Annotated in this window: 15 protein-coding genes; 6 read left to right on the plus strand and 9 right to left on the minus strand. The window is 66.9% G+C overall.

The window, feature by feature from the left end; genetic code table 11:
• Nucleotides 1-10 precede the first annotated feature (10 nt).
• Nucleotides 11-895 carry a CE1 family esterase gene (locus CAPP_RS09645; RefSeq protein WP_200803269.1) on the plus strand — a complete coding sequence of 295 codons (885 nt, stop codon included), beginning with the start codon at nt 11-13 and terminating at the stop codon, nt 893-895.
• 207 nt (nt 896-1,102) lie between these two features.
• Here CAPP_RS09645 and rlmB read toward each other — a convergent pair whose 3' ends face one another.
• Genes rlmB through CAPP_RS09670 form a run of 5 tightly spaced genes read right to left on the minus strand, consistent with a single transcriptional unit; the run spans nt 1,103 to nt 5,353 of the window.
• Nucleotides 1,103-2,062, minus strand: coding sequence for a 23S rRNA (guanosine(2251)-2'-O)-methyltransferase RlmB (gene rlmB / locus CAPP_RS09650; protein WP_076598967.1), 960 nt, complete (start codon nt 2,060-2,062; stop codon nt 1,103-1,105).
• Nucleotides 2,055-3,497, minus strand: a complete 1,443-nt coding sequence (cysS, locus tag CAPP_RS09655) for a cysteine--tRNA ligase (RefSeq protein WP_076598968.1) — start codon at nt 3,495-3,497, stop codon at nt 2,055-2,057. Before cysS ends, rlmB begins: the two co-directional genes overlap by 8 nt.
• A gap of 14 nt (nt 3,498-3,511) precedes the next feature.
• The gene (gene ispF, locus CAPP_RS09660; protein ID WP_076598969.1) at nt 3,512-3,985 is read right to left on the minus strand and encodes a 2-C-methyl-D-erythritol 2,4-cyclodiphosphate synthase; all 474 of its coding nucleotides are present in this window, start codon (nt 3,983-3,985) and stop codon (nt 3,512-3,514) included.
• An 11-nt stretch (nt 3,986-3,996) separates the two neighbouring features.
• On the minus strand, nt 3,997-4,776 hold the full coding sequence (gene ispD, locus CAPP_RS09665) for a 2-C-methyl-D-erythritol 4-phosphate cytidylyltransferase (RefSeq protein ID WP_076598970.1): 780 nt from the start codon (nt 4,774-4,776) through the stop codon (nt 3,997-3,999).
• Complete coding sequence (locus tag CAPP_RS09670) at nt 4,760-5,353, minus strand: CarD family transcriptional regulator (RefSeq protein WP_076598971.1); 594 nt, start codon at nt 5,351-5,353, stop codon at nt 4,760-4,762. Before CAPP_RS09670 ends, ispD begins: the two co-directional genes overlap by 17 nt.
• A 208-nt stretch (nt 5,354-5,561) precedes the next feature.
• Here CAPP_RS09670 and CAPP_RS09675 point away from each other — a divergent pair, with 208 nt between their 5' ends.
• From CAPP_RS09675 to disA, 3 genes are read left to right on the plus strand one after another with little or no spacing between them, the layout of a single operon-like run.
• The gene (locus CAPP_RS09675; RefSeq protein WP_076598972.1) at nt 5,562-6,128 is read left to right on the plus strand and encodes a hypothetical protein; all 567 of its coding nucleotides are present in this window, start codon (nt 5,562-5,564) and stop codon (nt 6,126-6,128) included.
• A 28-nt stretch (nt 6,129-6,156) separates the two neighbouring features.
• Nucleotides 6,157-7,683: a DNA repair protein RadA gene (locus tag CAPP_RS09680; protein WP_076598973.1), complete on the plus strand. Its 1,527-nt coding sequence runs from the start codon at nt 6,157-6,159 to the stop codon at nt 7,681-7,683.
• 12 nt (nt 7,684-7,695) lie between these two features.
• Nucleotides 7,696-8,736: a DNA integrity scanning diadenylate cyclase DisA gene (gene disA, locus CAPP_RS09685; RefSeq protein WP_076598974.1), complete on the plus strand. Its 1,041-nt coding sequence runs from the start codon at nt 7,696-7,698 to the stop codon at nt 8,734-8,736.
• Between the two features lie 88 nt (nt 8,737-8,824).
• Here disA and CAPP_RS09690 read toward each other — a convergent pair whose 3' ends face one another.
• Both CAPP_RS09690 and CAPP_RS09695 read right to left on the minus strand, forming a co-directional pair.
• A complete protein-coding gene (locus CAPP_RS09690; protein ID WP_200803270.1) occupies nt 8,825-9,745 on the minus strand; it encodes a hypothetical protein in 921 nt (306 codons plus the stop codon).
• A 9-nt stretch (nt 9,746-9,754) separates the two neighbouring features.
• A complete protein-coding gene (locus CAPP_RS09695; RefSeq protein WP_076598975.1) occupies nt 9,755-10,369 on the minus strand; it encodes a carbonic anhydrase in 615 nt (204 codons plus the stop codon).
• Between the two features lie 22 nt (nt 10,370-10,391).
• Here CAPP_RS09695 and CAPP_RS09700 point away from each other — a divergent pair, with 22 nt between their 5' ends.
• The gene (locus CAPP_RS09700) at nt 10,392-11,297 is read left to right on the plus strand and encodes an HhH-GPD family protein (RefSeq protein WP_290172868.1); all 906 of its coding nucleotides are present in this window, start codon (nt 10,392-10,394) and stop codon (nt 11,295-11,297) included.
• Nucleotides 11,298-11,332: 35 nt separating this feature from the next.
• Here the strand turns inward: CAPP_RS09700 and CAPP_RS09705 are convergent, their stop codons facing one another.
• Complete coding sequence (locus CAPP_RS09705) at nt 11,333-11,503, minus strand: DUF4236 domain-containing protein (protein WP_076598976.1); 171 nt, start codon at nt 11,501-11,503, stop codon at nt 11,333-11,335.
• 76 nt (nt 11,504-11,579) lie between these two features.
• On the opposite strand from CAPP_RS09705, the gene CAPP_RS09710 reads away from it, so the two are divergent.
• On the plus strand, nt 11,580-12,944 hold the full coding sequence (locus CAPP_RS09710) for a lipase family protein (protein WP_076598977.1): 1,365 nt from the start codon (nt 11,580-11,582) through the stop codon (nt 12,942-12,944).
• A 104-nt stretch (nt 12,945-13,048) separates the two neighbouring features.
• On the opposite strand, the gene CAPP_RS09715 is transcribed toward CAPP_RS09710, so the two are convergent.
• The gene (locus CAPP_RS09715; RefSeq protein ID WP_076598978.1) at nt 13,049-15,865 is read right to left on the minus strand and encodes an ATP-dependent Clp protease ATP-binding subunit; all 2,817 of its coding nucleotides are present in this window, start codon (nt 15,863-15,865) and stop codon (nt 13,049-13,051) included.
• Nucleotides 15,866-15,926 lie beyond the last annotated feature (61 nt).

The following is a 15,926-nucleotide window of genomic DNA, read 5'->3' on the forward strand; positions in this document are numbered from 1 at the left end:
CCTATACAGCGTGATTGTGAACCGCCGCACCATCGAGCACGACGGCATGCAGCGCCGCTTCACCGAAGTGCTCCCCGACGACCCCGCGCCAGATGCGCCCGTGATCCTGTTCCTGCACGGTTCGCTCCAATCCGGCAGCGTCACGCGCCGCTTCACGGGCAACACATTCGACACGCTAGCGGACCGTGGGTGCACGGTGATCTACCCGGACGGCGTCGAGAGGCATTTCAACGACCACCGCGTCGGCTTCCAGGAACAAGCACGCCAATTGCTTATCGACGACTCCTCCTTTCTCTCCTCCCTCCTCCCCGCCTCCCGCGGCCCCATCATCGGCTGCGGTTTCTCCAACGGCGGCGCGATGATTCAGCGTTTCGCTCTCGAGCGCCCCGGCGTGCTGGACGGCATCGCCTGCTTCGGGTCCGCCTGGCCCACCGACGACAACCTGCTACCGGAGGTGGCCGCCCTCATCCCCAACTGGGTCCCCGTTCCTGTCCTGAGCGTGCAAGGCACCGCTGATCCGCTCGTTCCGTACGAGGGCGGGCACTCCGGCATCGGCGACGCCAACCGCGGCACCGCGCGTTCCGCCATCGAGTCCGCGCGCTTTTTCGCCGAGCTCAACGGGCTGAATCCGGCGCACCACACCTCTGCGTCCCTCTCCGGCGGCGGCGTACGTGTCGACCGCTTCGGCCCCGGCGTGCCCGGCTCCCCCGCTCGCGCCGATTCCGCCGACACCGACTCCGCCGGCTCCCCTCAGCAGGCCGCGCCTGTCGAGCTGTGGTCCATCGAAGGCATGGGCCACCTCGTCCCGAGCCCCAAGAAGCTCGACGAGAAAATCGGGCCGGGGACCGACAAGGTGGTGGGCGCGGAGCTTGTCACACGCTTCTTCGGGTTGTAGGAGGGGGTCCTACGTCCTTCCTTAGCATGAATCTATTGCCATGAATCATTCGGCATGAACGAGTCGGCATGAATCGACAGCAGTCCGAGGCGGGGCCTGGGTGGGATCACTCGCCACTCGATTCATGGAAACCAGTTCATGGCAAACGACCTCTCCCCTTCCCCGTTTCGGGAGGCCACGCTCGCCCCCGGAGACGGGGGGCGATGTCTAGTCGCTGCCCGGGGTCTCGTTAGAAACGCGCCGCTGGCGCGCGAACTCGCTGAGCACGACGCCCGCCGCAACGGACGCGTTGAGCGACTCGACCCAGTCTTCGGTGGGAATGGACATGATGACGTCGCAATTCTCGCGCACGAGACGCGAGATGCCCTTGCCTTCGGAACCGACGACGATGACCACCGGGTCCGTCGCCGCGTGGAAGGTGTCCAGGGTATGCTCCCCGCCCGCGTCCAGCCCGACGACCATGTAGCCGTTGTCCTTGAACTGCTTGATCGTGCGGGTGATATTAGTCGCGCGGGCGACTGGCAGACGCGCCGCGGTGCCGGCGGAGGTGCGCCACGCGACACCGGTGACCTGCGCGGAACGGCGCTCCGGAATGATGACGCCGTGGCCGCCGAATGCCGCTGTCGAACGGATCACCGCACCGAGGTTGCGCGGGTCCGTGATGTTGTCGAGCACCACGAACATACCGGTCTGGTTGCGTTCTTTGACCTGCCCGATGAGGTCGAAGACGTCGGCGTACTTGTACGGCTGAATCTTCAGTCCGATGCCCTGGTGCAGGCCGTTGCCGGTCATGGTGTCGAGCTCCCGGCGCGGAACCTCGTGCACCGGGATCTGCCGGCTGTTGGCGATGAGGACAGCTTCGCTCAACCGGTCGTCGTGGCCGGTACCCTGCGCCACGACAAGAGCTTCCGCCGGCACCTTCGCCTGCAGGCACTCAATGACCGGGTTACGGCCGACAACCAGGTCCGCCTGCTCGCGCTCGTGGCGCCCGGAATCGCGGCGCTGGCGCTCCAGCTTCTTCTTGTGGGCGGAGTGGTAGACGCGGTCCTCGGCCTTCGGGGTCGGACCTTTTCCAGCGAGACCGCGGCGGCGCTGGCCGCCGGATCCTTTCGTAGCGCCCTTCTTGTTCCGCTTCTGCTTGTCGGGGCGTTCGTACGGCTTAGCCATTCGGGTTCTCCTCCTGCTCCTTCAGCGACCACGTCGCCCCGTCGGGGGTGTCGGTGACCTCGATGCCGGCGGCGGCCAGGCGGTCGCGCACCTCGTCGGCGGTGGCCCAGTCCTTCTCGGCGCGAGCCTGCGCACGGCGCTCGAGCTCGGCGCGGACGAGCACATCGAGGGCCTCCTGCGCACCGGCGGAATCGGAGGAGGCGGAGCCGTCGCCTCCGACCCCACCACGCGAGGCCCACTCGACCGGGTCGACGCCCAGCACCGCAGTCATCGCGCGCACGGAACCGGCAAGCTCTCGCGCCTGTGCAGCGTCGCCGTCAGCCAGCGCCTTATTCGCCGCGCGCACCGTGTTGTGTATTTCAGCGAGTGCCTTGGGCACGCCGAAGTCCTCGTTCATCGCGGCTTCGAAGGCAGGGGTCCACTGCCCCAGCTCGACGGGGCCGGTGGAGGAGGTGCGGGAGATGAGGTCCTCGATTCGTCGATAAGCAACTGCCGCTTCTTGCAACGCAGCCGGCGAATACTCGAGCACGCTGCGGTAATGCGCGGAACCGAGGTAATAGCGCAGCTCAACGGGGCGGACGTCCTCGAGCATGTTGTCGATCGAGAGCACGTTGCCGAGCGACTTGGACATCTTCTCGCCCGCCATGGTCACCCAGTGGTTGTGCATCCAGTAACGCGCGAAGCCGTCGCCCGCCGCGTGGGACTGCGCCTGCTCGTTCTCGTGGTGCGGGAACTGCAGGTCGAGCCCGCCGCCGTGGATGTCGAAGGTCTCGCCGAGGTACCACGTGGACATCGCCGAGCACTCCAAGTGCCAGCCCGGGCGGCCGTCGCCCCACGGTGTCGGCCAGCTCGGCTCACCGGGCTTCGCCGCTTTCCACAACGCGAAATCGTGCGCGCCGCGCTTCCCGCGGGTATCCGTCTCGCCCTGCTCCATCTCCTCGACGCGGTTGCCGGACAGCGAGCCGTAATCCGACCCGTCCGCAGCGACCCACGCGGCGACGTCGAAGTACACGGAACCGTCCGCCGCGTACGCGAACCCGTTGTCCATCAGGCGCCGCATGTAGTCGACCATCTGCGTGACAAATCCCGTCGCGCGCGGCTCCACGCTCGGCGGCAGCACACCCAGCGTGTTGTACGCGCGCGTGAACTCGCGCTCGTACGTGGACACCCACTCCCACCAGGGGCGACCGTTATCCGCGGCTTTGGTGAGAATCTTGTCGTCGATATCCGTCACGTTGCGCACGAACGCGACGTCCTGCCCGTTCGCCAGAAACCAGCGGCGCACAATATCGAAAGCCACGCCCGAACGAAGGTGCCCGATGTGCGGCGACGACTGCGGCGTCGCGCCGCACACGTACATCGAGACATGCCCGTCGCGGACGGGCTCGAAGTCACGGAGGGTGCGGGTCGCGGTGTCGAATATGCGTTGAGTCACGCGCCCCAGTTTAGCTACCGCTTCTTCACGAGCGCCGTCGCCACCGCCGCCCGTCCCTCCCCCGCACCCGTGAAGCCCATGTGGTCCGTTGTCGTCGCTGACACCGACACCGGCGCGCCGAGCGCCTCCGACAGCACCCGCTCCGCCTCCTCGCGCACAGGCCCCATCTTCGGGGTCTGCGCGATCAGCTGCGCCGAGACATTGACCACCTCAAAGCCACGCTTATCGACGAACCCCCTCAGCTCCCCCAGCAACCTCGCCCCCGTCACTCCCTCGTATTCCGGCCGGCCCACACCCACGAAGCTGCCAAGGTCACCCAACCCCGCCGCAGACAGCACCGCATCCACGATCGCGTGCGAGACCACGTCCCCGTCAGAGTGACCCTCGCACCCCGGTGTGTCCTCGAAGAGCAGGCCCGCGATCCAGCACGGCTTGCCCTCCTCGATCTGGTGGGCATCAAACGCAGTTCCGACGCGCAAATCAGTCATGCTCCCCGAGACTAGCTGCCCGGGACGTCAAAGACCGTCGGCTCCGCCTCTTCCGTGATGCGCTCGGCGAGCACTAGGTCGATCGGGGTGGTGATCTTGAACGCCATCGGGTCGCCCTGCACGGTGGTGACGGGGACACCGAACCACTCCATCAAGCTCGCGTCGTCGGTCGCAGTGAAACCGGGGTGCCCGGCTGCGGGACCTGCCGAAGTTGCGCCCGACGCAGCCGAGCCGACCTGCGCGAAGTATTTCTCGTTGGCTGCGCGCAGGGTGGCCAGGTCGAAGCCCTGCGGCGTCTGCACGGCGCGCAGGGAGGCGCGGTCGGGGGTGCCGAGGACGGTGGAGCCGTCGTCGGAAACTTGCTTGATGGTGTCGGCGACCGGCAGGACAGGTACGACTGCATGGGCCCCGTCCAGGACCGAACGGGCCACACGGGCAATCATTCCGGGCGGGGTGAGGGCACGGGCGGCATCATGGATGAGCACGGTGGCGTCGTCAAGCGAAAGTGCTTGAAGCCCTTCCCACACGGAATCCGCGCGTTCCCCCGCGCCGTGGATGAACTGGACGTCGTGGCCGCGCAGCAGGCGGCGAGCGAGCGGCTCCATGTCCGGGCTGACGATCACGCCGATATGGTCGACGATCTCCGACGTCTCCATCGCCGTGACCGACCGCTCCAGCAGCGAACGTCCGCGCAGCTGCACATACGCCTTCGGGATGTCTGCGCCGAGCCTCGTTCCGCGCCCGGCGGCGGCGACAAGCGCGACGACCGGGGAGCTAGTCCTCGCTGTCATCGTCGTCGAAGCTAAGGTCGTCGAGGTCGACGTCGTCCTCAGGATCGAAATCGCCGCTCGGCTTATCGACGAGCCCCTGCTCCACATGCCGCGCGATCACCGCCTGGATCTCCTTCTCCATGCCGTCGGCCTTCTTCTCGTCCACCGGCTCAGCCAGCGCGAGCTCGCCCACGAGAATCTGGCGGGCCTTGCCAAGCATGCGCTTCTCGCCGGCGGAAAGACCGCGGCCCTGGTCTCGGCGCCACAGATCGCGCACGACCTCGGCGACCTTGTTGATGTCGCCCGACGCCAGACGCTCCTGGTTCGCCTTGTAACGGCGGGACCAGTTGCCCGCCTCCTCCACGTCCGTCTCGCGCAGAACCGAGAAGACCTTCCGCAGGCCCTCCTCGCCGACGACGTCGCGGACGCCGACCAGCTCCGCGTTCTTCACCGGCACGCGCACCGAAAGGTCCGACTGCAGGATATTCAGGACCAGGAAGTCGAGCTCCTCCCCGCCCATCTCACGCTTTTCAATGTCGGCGATTTTGGCCGCACCGTGGTGCGGGTAGACGACCACTTCTCCGACTGTGAAATCCATGAAGTCTCCTCTTCCGGGTCCTCTTCTTAGGGGATCAAACTAACGTGACGATTCTAGCACCTGCGCTCTTGCCCCCGCCCCGCTAACCCGGATACCCCCGGATGACCCCCGTTTTGGCGTGGGGCGCATCTCTGCGTGGTCCCCAAACTGTGTATCGGGGCTGCCGAAAGGCTAAGGTGAATCGGTGATACGCCTTAAAGAACTCTCTATGGAGGACATCGACGTGAAGTCCCTGAAGTCGGTCGCACGCCGCGGTGGCGCTGTTTCTGTCGCCGCCGCATCCGCTTTGCTGCTCGCCGCTTGCTCGGCAGGCCAGATCACCCAGACCTCTTCCCAGGTCGCGGCAGTCAACGGTGCCAGCGCCCAGACCGAGGACGGCTCCGTCGCCGTCCGCGACGTCACCGTGCTTCTCGACGAGACTGGCAAGGCCGCCCTCAAGTTCACCGCCACCAACCAGGACTACGACATGCGCGAGCACACGCTGCAGTCCGTGGAGGTCGACGGCCAGTCCGTGCAGCTCGGCTCCGTCGACCCGATGCCGTACAACACCACCCTCGTCGGCGACTCCGCTGACGGCTTGGACACCATGCCGGAAGCCGACATGGACAAGATCCAGTACGTCGAGACCGCGCTCGACAACGACGACTTCGCGTACGGCGGCAACCTGCCGGTCACGTTCACGTTCGACTCCGGCACGATCGAGACGCTGGCGACCGTCTCCGCGCCGACCGTGAAGTCCGGCGAGTCCCACCGCCAGCCGGAGGCTGAGCACTAATCTCCCAGCGCAGCAGCGCGGGCACTCGATGAAGAAACGCACCGTCCACACGTGCTCCGAGTGCGGCTACTCGTCGCCGAAATGGCTCGGCCGCTGCCCAGAATGCGGCGCGTGGGGCACCCTCCAGGAGCAAGCCAGCGCGCCTTCCGCGTCCGCCGCACGACCGGCATCCACGGGACTTACCCCCACCAGCGCCGCGCAGCCGATCACGAAAATCGCCGCGAGCGCCGCTTATCGACGCCCCTCCGGCATCTCCGAACTCGACCGCGTCCTCGGCGGCGGCGTGGTCCCCGGCTCAGTCGTCCTCTTGTCCGGTGAGCCCGGCGTGGGCAAATCCACCCTGCTTCTCGAGGTAGCGAGCCGTTGGGCCGCCGCCTCCGACTCCGCGTCCGATTCCTCCCCCGCCGCCAGCTCCGAATCACGCGCTGACTCCCCCGCCGCCGGGCGCACCGCGCTGTACGTCACCGCCGAGGAATCCGCCGCGCAAGTCCGCGGTCGCGCCGAACGCACCGGCGGCCTCAACGACAGGCTCTTCCTCGCCTCGGAGTCGAACTTGGACGTCGTCTTCGGGCACGTCGACGCGGTGAAGCCGAGCTTGCTCATCGTCGACTCCGTGCAGACCATGCAGGCGCCCGGTGTCGAGGGTGTCGCGGGCGGCGTCGCCCAGTCGCGCGCGGTGACCGCAGCCCTGACGACCTTGGCGAAGACCACGAACTTGCCGATCCTCCTCGTTGGTCACGTGACCAAGGACGGCAACGTCGCGGGGCCGCGGGTGCTTGAGCACTTGGTCGACGTCGTCCTCACCTTCGAAGGCGACCGCCAGACCAGCCTGCGCATGCTGCGGGGCATGAAGAACCGCTTCGGCGCTACCGACGAGGTCGGCTGTTTCGAGCAGACCTCCGACGGCATCCGCGAGGTGCCGGACCCGTCCGGGCTGTTCCTCTCCCACCGCGGGCAGACACCAGACGGCTCGGCTGTCACCGTCGCGATGGACGGCGTGCGCCCCATCCTCGCCGAAGTCCAGGCCCTGACCGTCGACCCGGTGAATAAATCGCCGCGTCGCGTCGTCACGGGCCTCGACTTCAACCGTGTCCCCATGGTCCTCGCTGTCCTTCAAGCGCGGTGCGGGGAAAGGACTAACGACAAGGACGCGTACGTCGCCACCGTCGGCGGCATGCGCATCACGGAGACGGCGACAGACCTCGCTGTAGCCCTTGCGACCTGGTCGAGCCTGCACAATCAGCCGCTGCCGCCCAAAACGGTCGTGATCGGCGAGGTGGGGCTCGCGGGAGAGCTGCGGCGCGTCCCCAACCTGGAGCGCCGGCTCACGGAAGCTGCGCGCCTCGGCTACGAGTACGCGATCGTCCCCGCCGGAAGCGGTACACGCAGCGGCGCGAAGAGCAAGGGAAGTGCAGGGAGCGCAGGTAACGCAGGCAGCCCGAGTACGAAATCAGGTGCGCGCAGCACAGGCAACGGCGCGAGCATCCCCGGCATGAGCGTCCGGGAGGTGGGGACGCTGGGGGAGGCGATCGCGTGCGTCGATAAGCGGAAGTAGACTTCGTTTCCTATGACCTTCATGCGTGACACGCTCCAGCGTCTCGCGCCCGGAACGCAGCTGCGCGACGGGCTTGAGCGCATCAAACGCGGCCACACCGGCGCGCTCATCGTGCTTGGCGACGGCCCCGAGGTCGCCGACGTGTGTGACGGCGGCATCGAATTCGACGTGCCGTTCACGCCGACACTGCTGCGCGAGCTGTCGAAGATGGACGGCGCCGTCATCTTGTCCGACGACGCGACCCGCATCACGCGCGCGAACATGCAGCTCGTGCCGTCGCCGTCGTTCCCGACCACCGAAACGGGCACGCGCCACCGCACCGCCGAGCGCACCGCACTGCATACGGGGGTTCCGGTGGTGTCCGTGTCGGCGTCGATGAATATCGTGACGGTCTACGCCGACGGGAAACGCCACGTCATCGAGGAACCCGTCGTGCTCATGACGCGCGCACGCCAGGCGATCGCGACGGTGGAGCAGTACCGCTCGCGCGTGGACAAGGCGAACCAGCGTCTCAGCGTCGCGGAAATGAACCGCTACGCCACCGTCGAGGACGTGCTGCACCTGCTGCAACGCCAGCTTCTCCTGCACCGCGCCGCGCGCGACGTCGACGACCAAATCCTCGAGCTCGGCGCCGACGCCCGCCAACTCCGCCTCCAGCTCAGCGAACTACGCGGCAGCATCTACCACGACATCGCCATGCTCGTGTGCGATTACGTCGTCGCCGACGGCGCCCCCAGCAATTCGCTTATCGACGACACCCTCGACCGCCTCTCCCTCCTCCCCGACCCCGAGCTCCTCAACACCTCAGCTCTGGCCAGCGCTTTAGGGCTGCCCGCCACCGAGGAAAACCTCATGGAGGACGTCACTCCGCGCGGCTACCGCGCCCTGACCCGCATCCCCCGCGTGCAGAAATTCCTCATCGACCACATCGTCGCCGAATTCGGCGATCTCGACGCGATCCGTGCCGCCGACCCCGAGCAGCTCGCCACCGCCGAGAACGTCTCGCCGCTGTGGGCGCGCCACATTGTGGAGGGGCTGCGCCGCCTCGGGTAGCCTCCGCGCCGCCGGTCTCCCGCGTCGCCGTTCTCCCGCGCCGCGCTGCTCCCCGCGCCGGCTCACCGATCGATCCTTGTCGCGCCTCTTAGCCTGTGATGTTGAAGGTCACAGGTGCCGAGCTCTTCTCACCTAGGAAGCCGACGGCGGCGTAGGCGCCGGGGGCGGCGGGCTGGCGGGCATCGCAACGCTCGGGCGCCGAGTCCAGTCCCGACCACGCCGCCGTGAACTTCCTCGTCTCGCCCGCCGGGAAGACCTCCTCGCCGGTGATCATCGGCTTATTGCAGTCGGTGTCGCTCCAGATCTGCTGGTAGCCCTCGCGGGCGATGGAGAACGCGGCGAAACGCAACTGGTTGTCGTCGGTGTCGATGACGCAGTCCCCGCCCGTCGGGTTGTGGATCAGCACGCTGAACTTCCGCTCCTCCGCCGGCTCGCCCTGGCCGAAAGCCGTCTTGTTGAGCTCCGCCGTCAGCTGCAGGTCCTCCAGCTCGCACGTCTTCTTCGCGGCGAGGGCTTCGTCGTCGGGCTTCTCTCCGTCTTTGTCCTTGTCCTTGCCGGGTTCGCCTTCTTCGGTGGCCGCTGCGTCGCTGGATTTAGCGTCGGTGCCGGTCGCGTCGGCAGCGGTGGCGTCGGTTTCGTCGCTGGCGGCATCGGCACCCTCGGGGTTCGGCTCGGTCGGGGTCGTGACCAACGTCGACGGCGCGGCGGTGGGAGTCTCCGGGGCATCGTCACCGCCGGAGCGCGCGAACGCGGTCAACCCCCACACCACCAGCGCCACGACAGCGAGGATCACCACGACGGCGGCGACGCGGCGCCGGGTGTAGATCTCCTGCGGCAAGGGCCGGTTGTCGCCGCCGGAGTGCTCGTCTGGGTAGCCGTCATCAAAACGGTCCGCACGGTCCGCACGGTCAGCGCGGTCGGTGTGGCTAGCACGGCCGAGGTCGGCACGGTCGGCGCGGCTGGAGCCGCGGCCGGGGCGGTCAGGTCGGTGGGGCGGTTGGTGTGTCACACCGTGATCCTAACCCGCGAAATGCTCCTGAACGCTTGTGACGCGGCCATCTTCAAGCCTGTATCTTGCGGCTACGACGCCGAGACTGCCGTCAGCCACCTTGCTCTCCAAGGTCGGGATGCGCGCCATGATGTGCTCGGCGGTCACCTCGGCGTGGACTTCTTCGATGCCGGCGCGGTCGTCGCGGCCAGCCCGCTTGGCGGCGAGAACACTCGGTGCGATCTTCTCGACGAACACACGCGTCAGATCCGCCGGCAAGTCCCCCTCTTCGAACGACGACGCAGCCGCGCCGATCGCGCCGCAGCTCTCGTGGCTCAGCACCACGATCAGCGACACGCCCAGCGACTTCACCGCGTACTCAAGGGAACCGGTCACTGCCGCGTCGACGCAGCCGCCGGCGGTGCGGATGACGAAAAGGTCGCCGAGGCCGACGTCGAACAGCATCTCGACCGGCACCCGCGAATCCGAGCACGCCAGCACAGCGGCGAAGGGGGCTTGGCCGGAGCGGAGCTCGGCGCGTCGATAAGCGTTGGTGTTGGGGTGTTCCGGGCTGTCGCTGGCGAATCTCGCGTTACCCGCTTCAAGATGCGCCCACGCATCCCGCGGAATCTTCCTGAAAGGCATAGCCACTATTGTTGCACGCATTGTGATTGATTCCGCGAAAGTCACCGCCTGGTACCGCGACAACGCCCGCGACCTGCCCTGGCGGCGCCCCGGCACCACCCCGTGGGGCATCCTGTTGTCCGAGGTGATGAGCCATCAAACCCCCGTCGCCCGCGTCGCCCCCATCTGGGAAGAATGGATCGCACGCTGGCCCACCCCCGCCGACCTCGCCGCCGCTCCCACCGACGCCGTCCTCCGCGCATGGGGCACCCTCGGCTACCCGCGCCGCGCGCTCCGCCTCAAAGAATGCGCGCAAACGCTTGTCGACGCCTGGGACGGTGCCGTCCCCCAATCCGTCGATTCCTTGCTCGCGCTACCCGGCATCGGCGACTACACAGCCCGCGCCGTCGCCGCCTTCGCCTACGGGCGCGCCGTGCCCGTCGTAGACACCAACGTCCGCCGCGTCTACGCCCGCGCTGTCCTCGGCCGGCCCGTCGCCCGGCCGCAAAAAGCCGAGCTCGCGTGGGTTGCGGAGCTGCTGCCCGACGCCGACGCTGCGCCCGACGCTTCCGCATCCGGCGCCCCAGCCAACCCCGAGGCCGCTGTGTTCTCCGCGGGCCTCATGGAACTCGGCGCCCTCGTGTGCACCGCGACCTCGCCCGCGTGCGGCGAATGCCCGCTCGGCGACGACTGCGCGTGGCTCGTCGCCGGGTCGCCCGCCCCGACGGCCGACGAACTCGCGCGCCGCAAAGTCCAGAAATTCGAGGGCACCGACCGGCAAGTCCGCGGCAAAATCATGAAGGTTCTGCGCGAAGCAGACGCGCCCGTCCCCCAGTCGGCGATCGACGTCGTCTGGCCCGACGACGCCCAACGCTCCCGTGCCCTCTACTCGCTCCTCGAAGACGGCCTCGCCGCCCAAGACGCCGACGGGCGCTTCCGCCTCCCCTAGAGCAGATCCGCGCACGTCGCCTCGGCTGCCGCCCGCTATTTCCAGCGACCGCGGTACGTCAGCCCGCCGGGCAGCTTCACCCACACGCCACCGCGCGAATTGACCGTCAGCGGCCCCATCTTCGTGGACATTGACGCGCCCGACTTGGACACGTTGATCCACGAATTCTTGCCGACCTTCTTTTTGTCCCTGTACAGCAGACCCATAGCGCTTCATACTACGCACCGGATTTGTTTTTGAATAACCCTTAATTCGACTTCAGATTCACATAGCATCAAGAATATGTTTTGCATTGCTAACCACAGCGTTACCCGTTCCGTCTTCGCAATCGCAGTGGCCGCACTGACGCTTGTCACCGCATCCCTCGCGCCGCGCTCAACCGCCGGCGCTCAAACTGCAGACGAGCTCCGCAACGGCATCCACCACGCCGCGACGACGCCTGGCGGCGACCCGGTGCACCGCAACGACCCGTTCTACGACGACCCGGTCCCCGCCGCCGAGCTAGACCGTCCGGGCGAGATTGTGCGCGCACAGCCCGCGCCGCATCTGCTGAATATTCTCGGCCCGGATTTCTACGGCCACGCGAAGCGGATCATCTACACCTCCACGACGGTCAACGGCGACATCGTGCCGGTCAGCGGGGCGATCATCGAGCCGGCGAATCCGTGGCGCGGGAAGGGGCCCCGCCCAACGGTCGTGTTTGGGCCGGGAACGCGAGGGGCGGGGGATGCATGTGCGCCGTCGAGGGGCGCGTGGATGATGGGCAAGGTCGACCTGAAAACTGGCGCGGTGGGCACCAACTACGAGCTGCCGAGCTACCATGCAGCTGCTTTGCTTGGCATGCGGGTTGTCGTCACTGATTACATCGGTTTGGGCACGCGTGGCGCACACACCTATGTGTTGCATGAAGAGGAGGCCAACGCCATGCTCGATGCCGCCCGCTCCACTGCCCCACCCGGGCACCCAGTGGGTTTTTGGGGATATTCGCAGGGCGGCGGTGCGGCTGCTGCGGCAGCGGAGCGCGCCTCCACGTACGCTCCCGATGTGAATGTGAAGGCGACGTTCGCGGGAGCCCCGCCGGCTGATCTCTTAGCGACGATGCGCGGAGTGGACAATTCCACCATCACCGCAGTTCTCGGTTACGCATTGAGTGGTTGGAAGGAACGCTACCCAGAACTAGGCCCTTCGCTCGAGCCTATCTTGAATAATTCCGGCCGCGAGTTCCTGGCTTCGGTCGCCACCGAATGCATTGCGGATAGTGCGGTTCGTTGGGGTATGAGCGATTCCCGGGCTTTCACCACTAACGGGAGGAGCATCAGCGAGGTCGTCGCAAAGCACCCTGAGTTGCACGCGCTTATCGACGCCCAAAAGCTCGGACGCACCTCCCCCTCCTCCCCCATCATGATCACGACCGCCGGTAACGACGATGTGGTCCCCTCGGACCAAGTCGTCCAGCTCGCCCGCGACCACTGCGCACTCGGCGCTGATGTCTCCTTCTACGACGGAGCCCTGCCTCCGCTTACTCCAGGGATCAAAAGCGGCGTCAACCATGCCATCGGCGTGTACGCTCACCTCGCTCCTTCAATGATGTGGATGATGGACCGTTTCAACGGCGTCCCCAACCAATCCAACTGCGGCACTTTCTAGCCGCCCCGCCTGCTACCGCTCATCCGGGCATGAAAAATCCCCACTAGTAAGCGACTGATTTCTCAGTCCACCTAGTGGGGATGTGCGGAGACCTCCCGGGGTAGCTAGGCCTTGTCGCCGTCGGAGCCTTCCTCGCCGTCGCCGTTGTCTCGCGGCGGTTCGAGGGTGTCGGTGCCGGTCGCGGTGCCGCCGTTGGTGGAGGGAGCGCTGGCGTCGGCATCTGCGTCAGCATCGGGATCGCCGTCGGCGTCGGGGTCCGGCGGGGTGGTCGCACGGATCTGCACGTCAGCCTGGCCGTCCTCCGGGGCGATGTCGCGGACATCGTCCTCGTCGAGGTCGCCGAAGGTGTCCTCCGGCAGCGGCTTCGGCTTCGGGGTGAAGGTGAACTCGGCGTTCTCGTAGTCGCGCGGGCTGTCGGTCTTGCCGTCCCAATTCTTCACGTCGACTTCGATGATCTCGCCGGCGCCGATTTCGCCGAAGAGGATCTTCTCGGACAGGACGTCCTCGATCTCGCGCTGCAGGGTGCGGCGGAGGGGGCGGGCGCCGAGAACCGGGTCGAAGCCGCGGGCGGCGAGCAGGTTCTTGGAGGCGTCGGAAAGCTGGATGCCCATGTCCTGAGCCTCGAGGTTCTTCTCCAGGCGGGTGGCCAAGAGCTCGACCATCTCCACGATCTGCTCCTGGGTGAGCTGGTGGAAGACGACGATCTCGTCGATACGGTTCAAAAACTCCGGGCGGAAGTGCTTCTTCAGCTCGTCGTTGACCTTGTTCTTCATGCGCTCGTACTGGGCATCGGCATCCGTGGCGCTGTCGCCGGTGAAGCCCAAGCCGACAGCCTTCGAGATGTCGGAGGTGCCCAGGTTCGAGGTGAAGATGAGGACGGTGTTCTTGAAGTCGACGTTGCGGCCCTGGCCGTCGGTAAGCCGACCCTCTTCGAGCACCTGCAACAGGGTGTTGTAGATCTCCTTGTGGGCCTTCTCGATCTCGTCGAAAAGCACGACCGAGAACGGCTTGCGGCGCACCTTCTCGGTGAGCTGGCCGCCCTCCTCGTAGCCGACGTATCCCGGAGGCGCGCCGAACAGGCGGGAGGCGGTGAAGCGGTCGTGGAACTCGCCCATGTCGACCTGGATCAGCGCGTCTTCCTCGCCGAAGAGGAACTCGGCGAGCGCCTTGGACAGCTCGGTCTTACCAACGCCGGACGGGCCGGCGAAGATGAACGAGCCGGACGGGCGGCGCGGATCTTTCAGGCCTGCGCGGGTGCGGCGGATAGCGCGGGAGACAGCCTTGACGGCGTCGTCCTGGCCGATGATGCGCTTGTGCAGCTCCTCTTCCATGTTGAGCAGGCGGCTCGACTCGGACTCGGTGAGCTTGAACACCGGGATGCCGGTCCAGTGAGCGAGCACGTCAGCGATCTGCTCCTCGCCGACCTCGGCGATGTCCTCGAGCTCGCCGGAGCGCCACTGCTTCTCCTTTTCGGCGCGCTCCTCGCCCAGCTTGCGCTCGGTGTCGCGCAGGCCGGCGGCCTTCTCAAAGTCCTGTGCGTCGATCGCCGCTTCCTTTTCCTTGCGGACGTCGGCGATGCGGTCGTCCACGTCCCGCAGGCCCTTCGGGGCGGTCATGCGCTTGATGCGCATGCGCGCGCCAGCCTCGTCGAGGAGGTCGACGGCCTTGTCCGGCAGGAAGCGGTCGTTGATGTAGCGGTCCGACAGGTTTGCGGCAGCGGTCAGCGCGTCGTCGGTGTAGGACACGCGGTGGTGCGCCTCGTAGCGGTCGCGCAGACCCTTGAGGATCTGGATGGTGTCCTCGATGCTCGGCTCATCGACCTGCACCGGCTGGAAACGGCGCTCGAGGGCGGCGTCCTTCTCGATGTGCTTGCGGTACTCATCGAGAGTCGTCGCGCCGATGGTCTGGAGCTCGCCGCGAGCCAGCTTCGGCTTCAACAGCGAGGCGGCGTCGATCGCACCCTCGGCTGCACCGGCACCGACGAGCGTGTGGATCTCGTCGATGAACAGGATGATGTCACCGCGCTGGTTGATCTCTTTGAGCACCTTCTTCAGGCGCTCCTCGAAGTCACCGCGGTAACGGGAACCGGCCACCAGGGAGCCCAGGTCGAGGGAGTAGACCTGCTTGTCCTTCAGGGTCTCCGGGACCTTGCCGTTGGCGATGTCCAGCGCGAGGCCCTCGACGACGGCAGTCTTGCCGACGCCCGGCTCACCAATCAACACCGGGTTGTTCTTCGTACGGCGCGACAGCACCTGCATGATGCGCTCGACCTCCTTGTCGCGTCCCACGACCGGGTCGAGCTTGCCTTCCTTCGCGGCGGCCGTCAGGTTGCGGCCGAACTGGTCGAGCACCAACGAGTTGGAGCGCTCGCCGCCGCCACCGCGCGGGCCGCCCATGCCGCCCTGGCTGGAGCCAGCACCGGCAAGGCTCGGGCCGCTGCCGCCCTGGCCTTCGGCGACCTCGGGGTTCTGGCCTTCGCCGCCCTCGTAACCCGAGAGCAGCTGGATGACCTGCTGACGCACACGCGGCAAGTCAGCGCCGAGCTTGATCAGCACCTGCGCAGCAACACCCTCACCCTCGCGGATCAGGCCGAGCAGCAGGAACTCCGTGCCGATGTACTTGTGCCCCATCTGCAGGCCCTCGCGCAGAGCGAGCTCCAGCACCTTCTTGGCGCGCGGCGTGAACGGCACGTGGCCGGTGTGCGGCTGCGAGCCGCGGCCGATGATGTCGATGACCTCGCGGCGCACGTCCTCGAGGTTGATCCCCATCGACTCGAGGGCCTTGGCGGCGACGCCTTCGCCCTCCTGGATCAGACCGAGCAGGATGTGCTCGGTGCCGATGTAATTGTGGTTCAGGTCGCGCGCTTCCTGCTGGGCCAGCACGATCACGCGACGTGCACGGTCGGTAAACCGCTCGAACATGTGGCAACCCCTTTTTCGCTGTTCGCTAGAGCTAATTCGTTTTAAGTTCCACCCACCATAA

This window comes from Corynebacterium appendicis CIP 107643, assembly GCF_030408415.1.
GTDB classification, from domain to species: domain Bacteria; phylum Actinomycetota; class Actinomycetes; order Mycobacteriales; family Mycobacteriaceae; genus Corynebacterium; species Corynebacterium appendicis.

Bases quoted from the DNA above. Each gene is read 5' to 3' on its own strand.
- CAPP_RS09705 (WP_076598976.1), bottom strand. From the start codon at position 11,503: ATGGGTCTGCTGTACAGGGACAAAAAGAAGGTCGGCAAGAATTCGTGG.
- CAPP_RS09670 (WP_076598971.1), bottom strand. From the start codon at position 5,353: ATGGATTTCACAGTCGGAGAAGTGGTCGTCTACCCGCACCACGGTGCG.
- CAPP_RS09710 (WP_076598977.1), top strand. From the start codon at position 11,580: ATGTTTTGCATTGCTAACCACAGCGTTACCCGTTCCGTCTTCGCAATC.
- ispF (WP_076598969.1), bottom strand. From the start codon at position 3,985: ATGACTGATTTGCGCGTCGGAACTGCGTTTGATGCCCACCAGATCGAG.
- CAPP_RS09715 (WP_076598978.1), bottom strand. From the start codon at position 15,865: ATGTTCGAGCGGTTTACCGACCGTGCACGTCGCGTGATCGTGCTGGCC.
- CAPP_RS09680 (WP_076598973.1), top strand. From the start codon at position 6,157: ATGAAGAAACGCACCGTCCACACGTGCTCCGAGTGCGGCTACTCGTCG.
- disA (WP_076598974.1), top strand. From the start codon at position 7,696: ATGACCTTCATGCGTGACACGCTCCAGCGTCTCGCGCCCGGAACGCAG.
- CAPP_RS09695 (WP_076598975.1), bottom strand. From the start codon at position 10,369: ATGCCTTTCAGGAAGATTCCGCGGGATGCGTGGGCGCATCTTGAAGCG.
- CAPP_RS09675 (WP_076598972.1), top strand. From the start codon at position 5,562: ATGGAGGACATCGACGTGAAGTCCCTGAAGTCGGTCGCACGCCGCGGT.
- ispD (WP_076598970.1), bottom strand. From the start codon at position 4,776: ATGACAGCGAGGACTAGCTCCCCGGTCGTCGCGCTTGTCGCCGCCGCC.
- rlmB (WP_076598967.1), bottom strand. From the start codon at position 2,062: ATGGCTAAGCCGTACGAACGCCCCGACAAGCAGAAGCGGAACAAGAAG.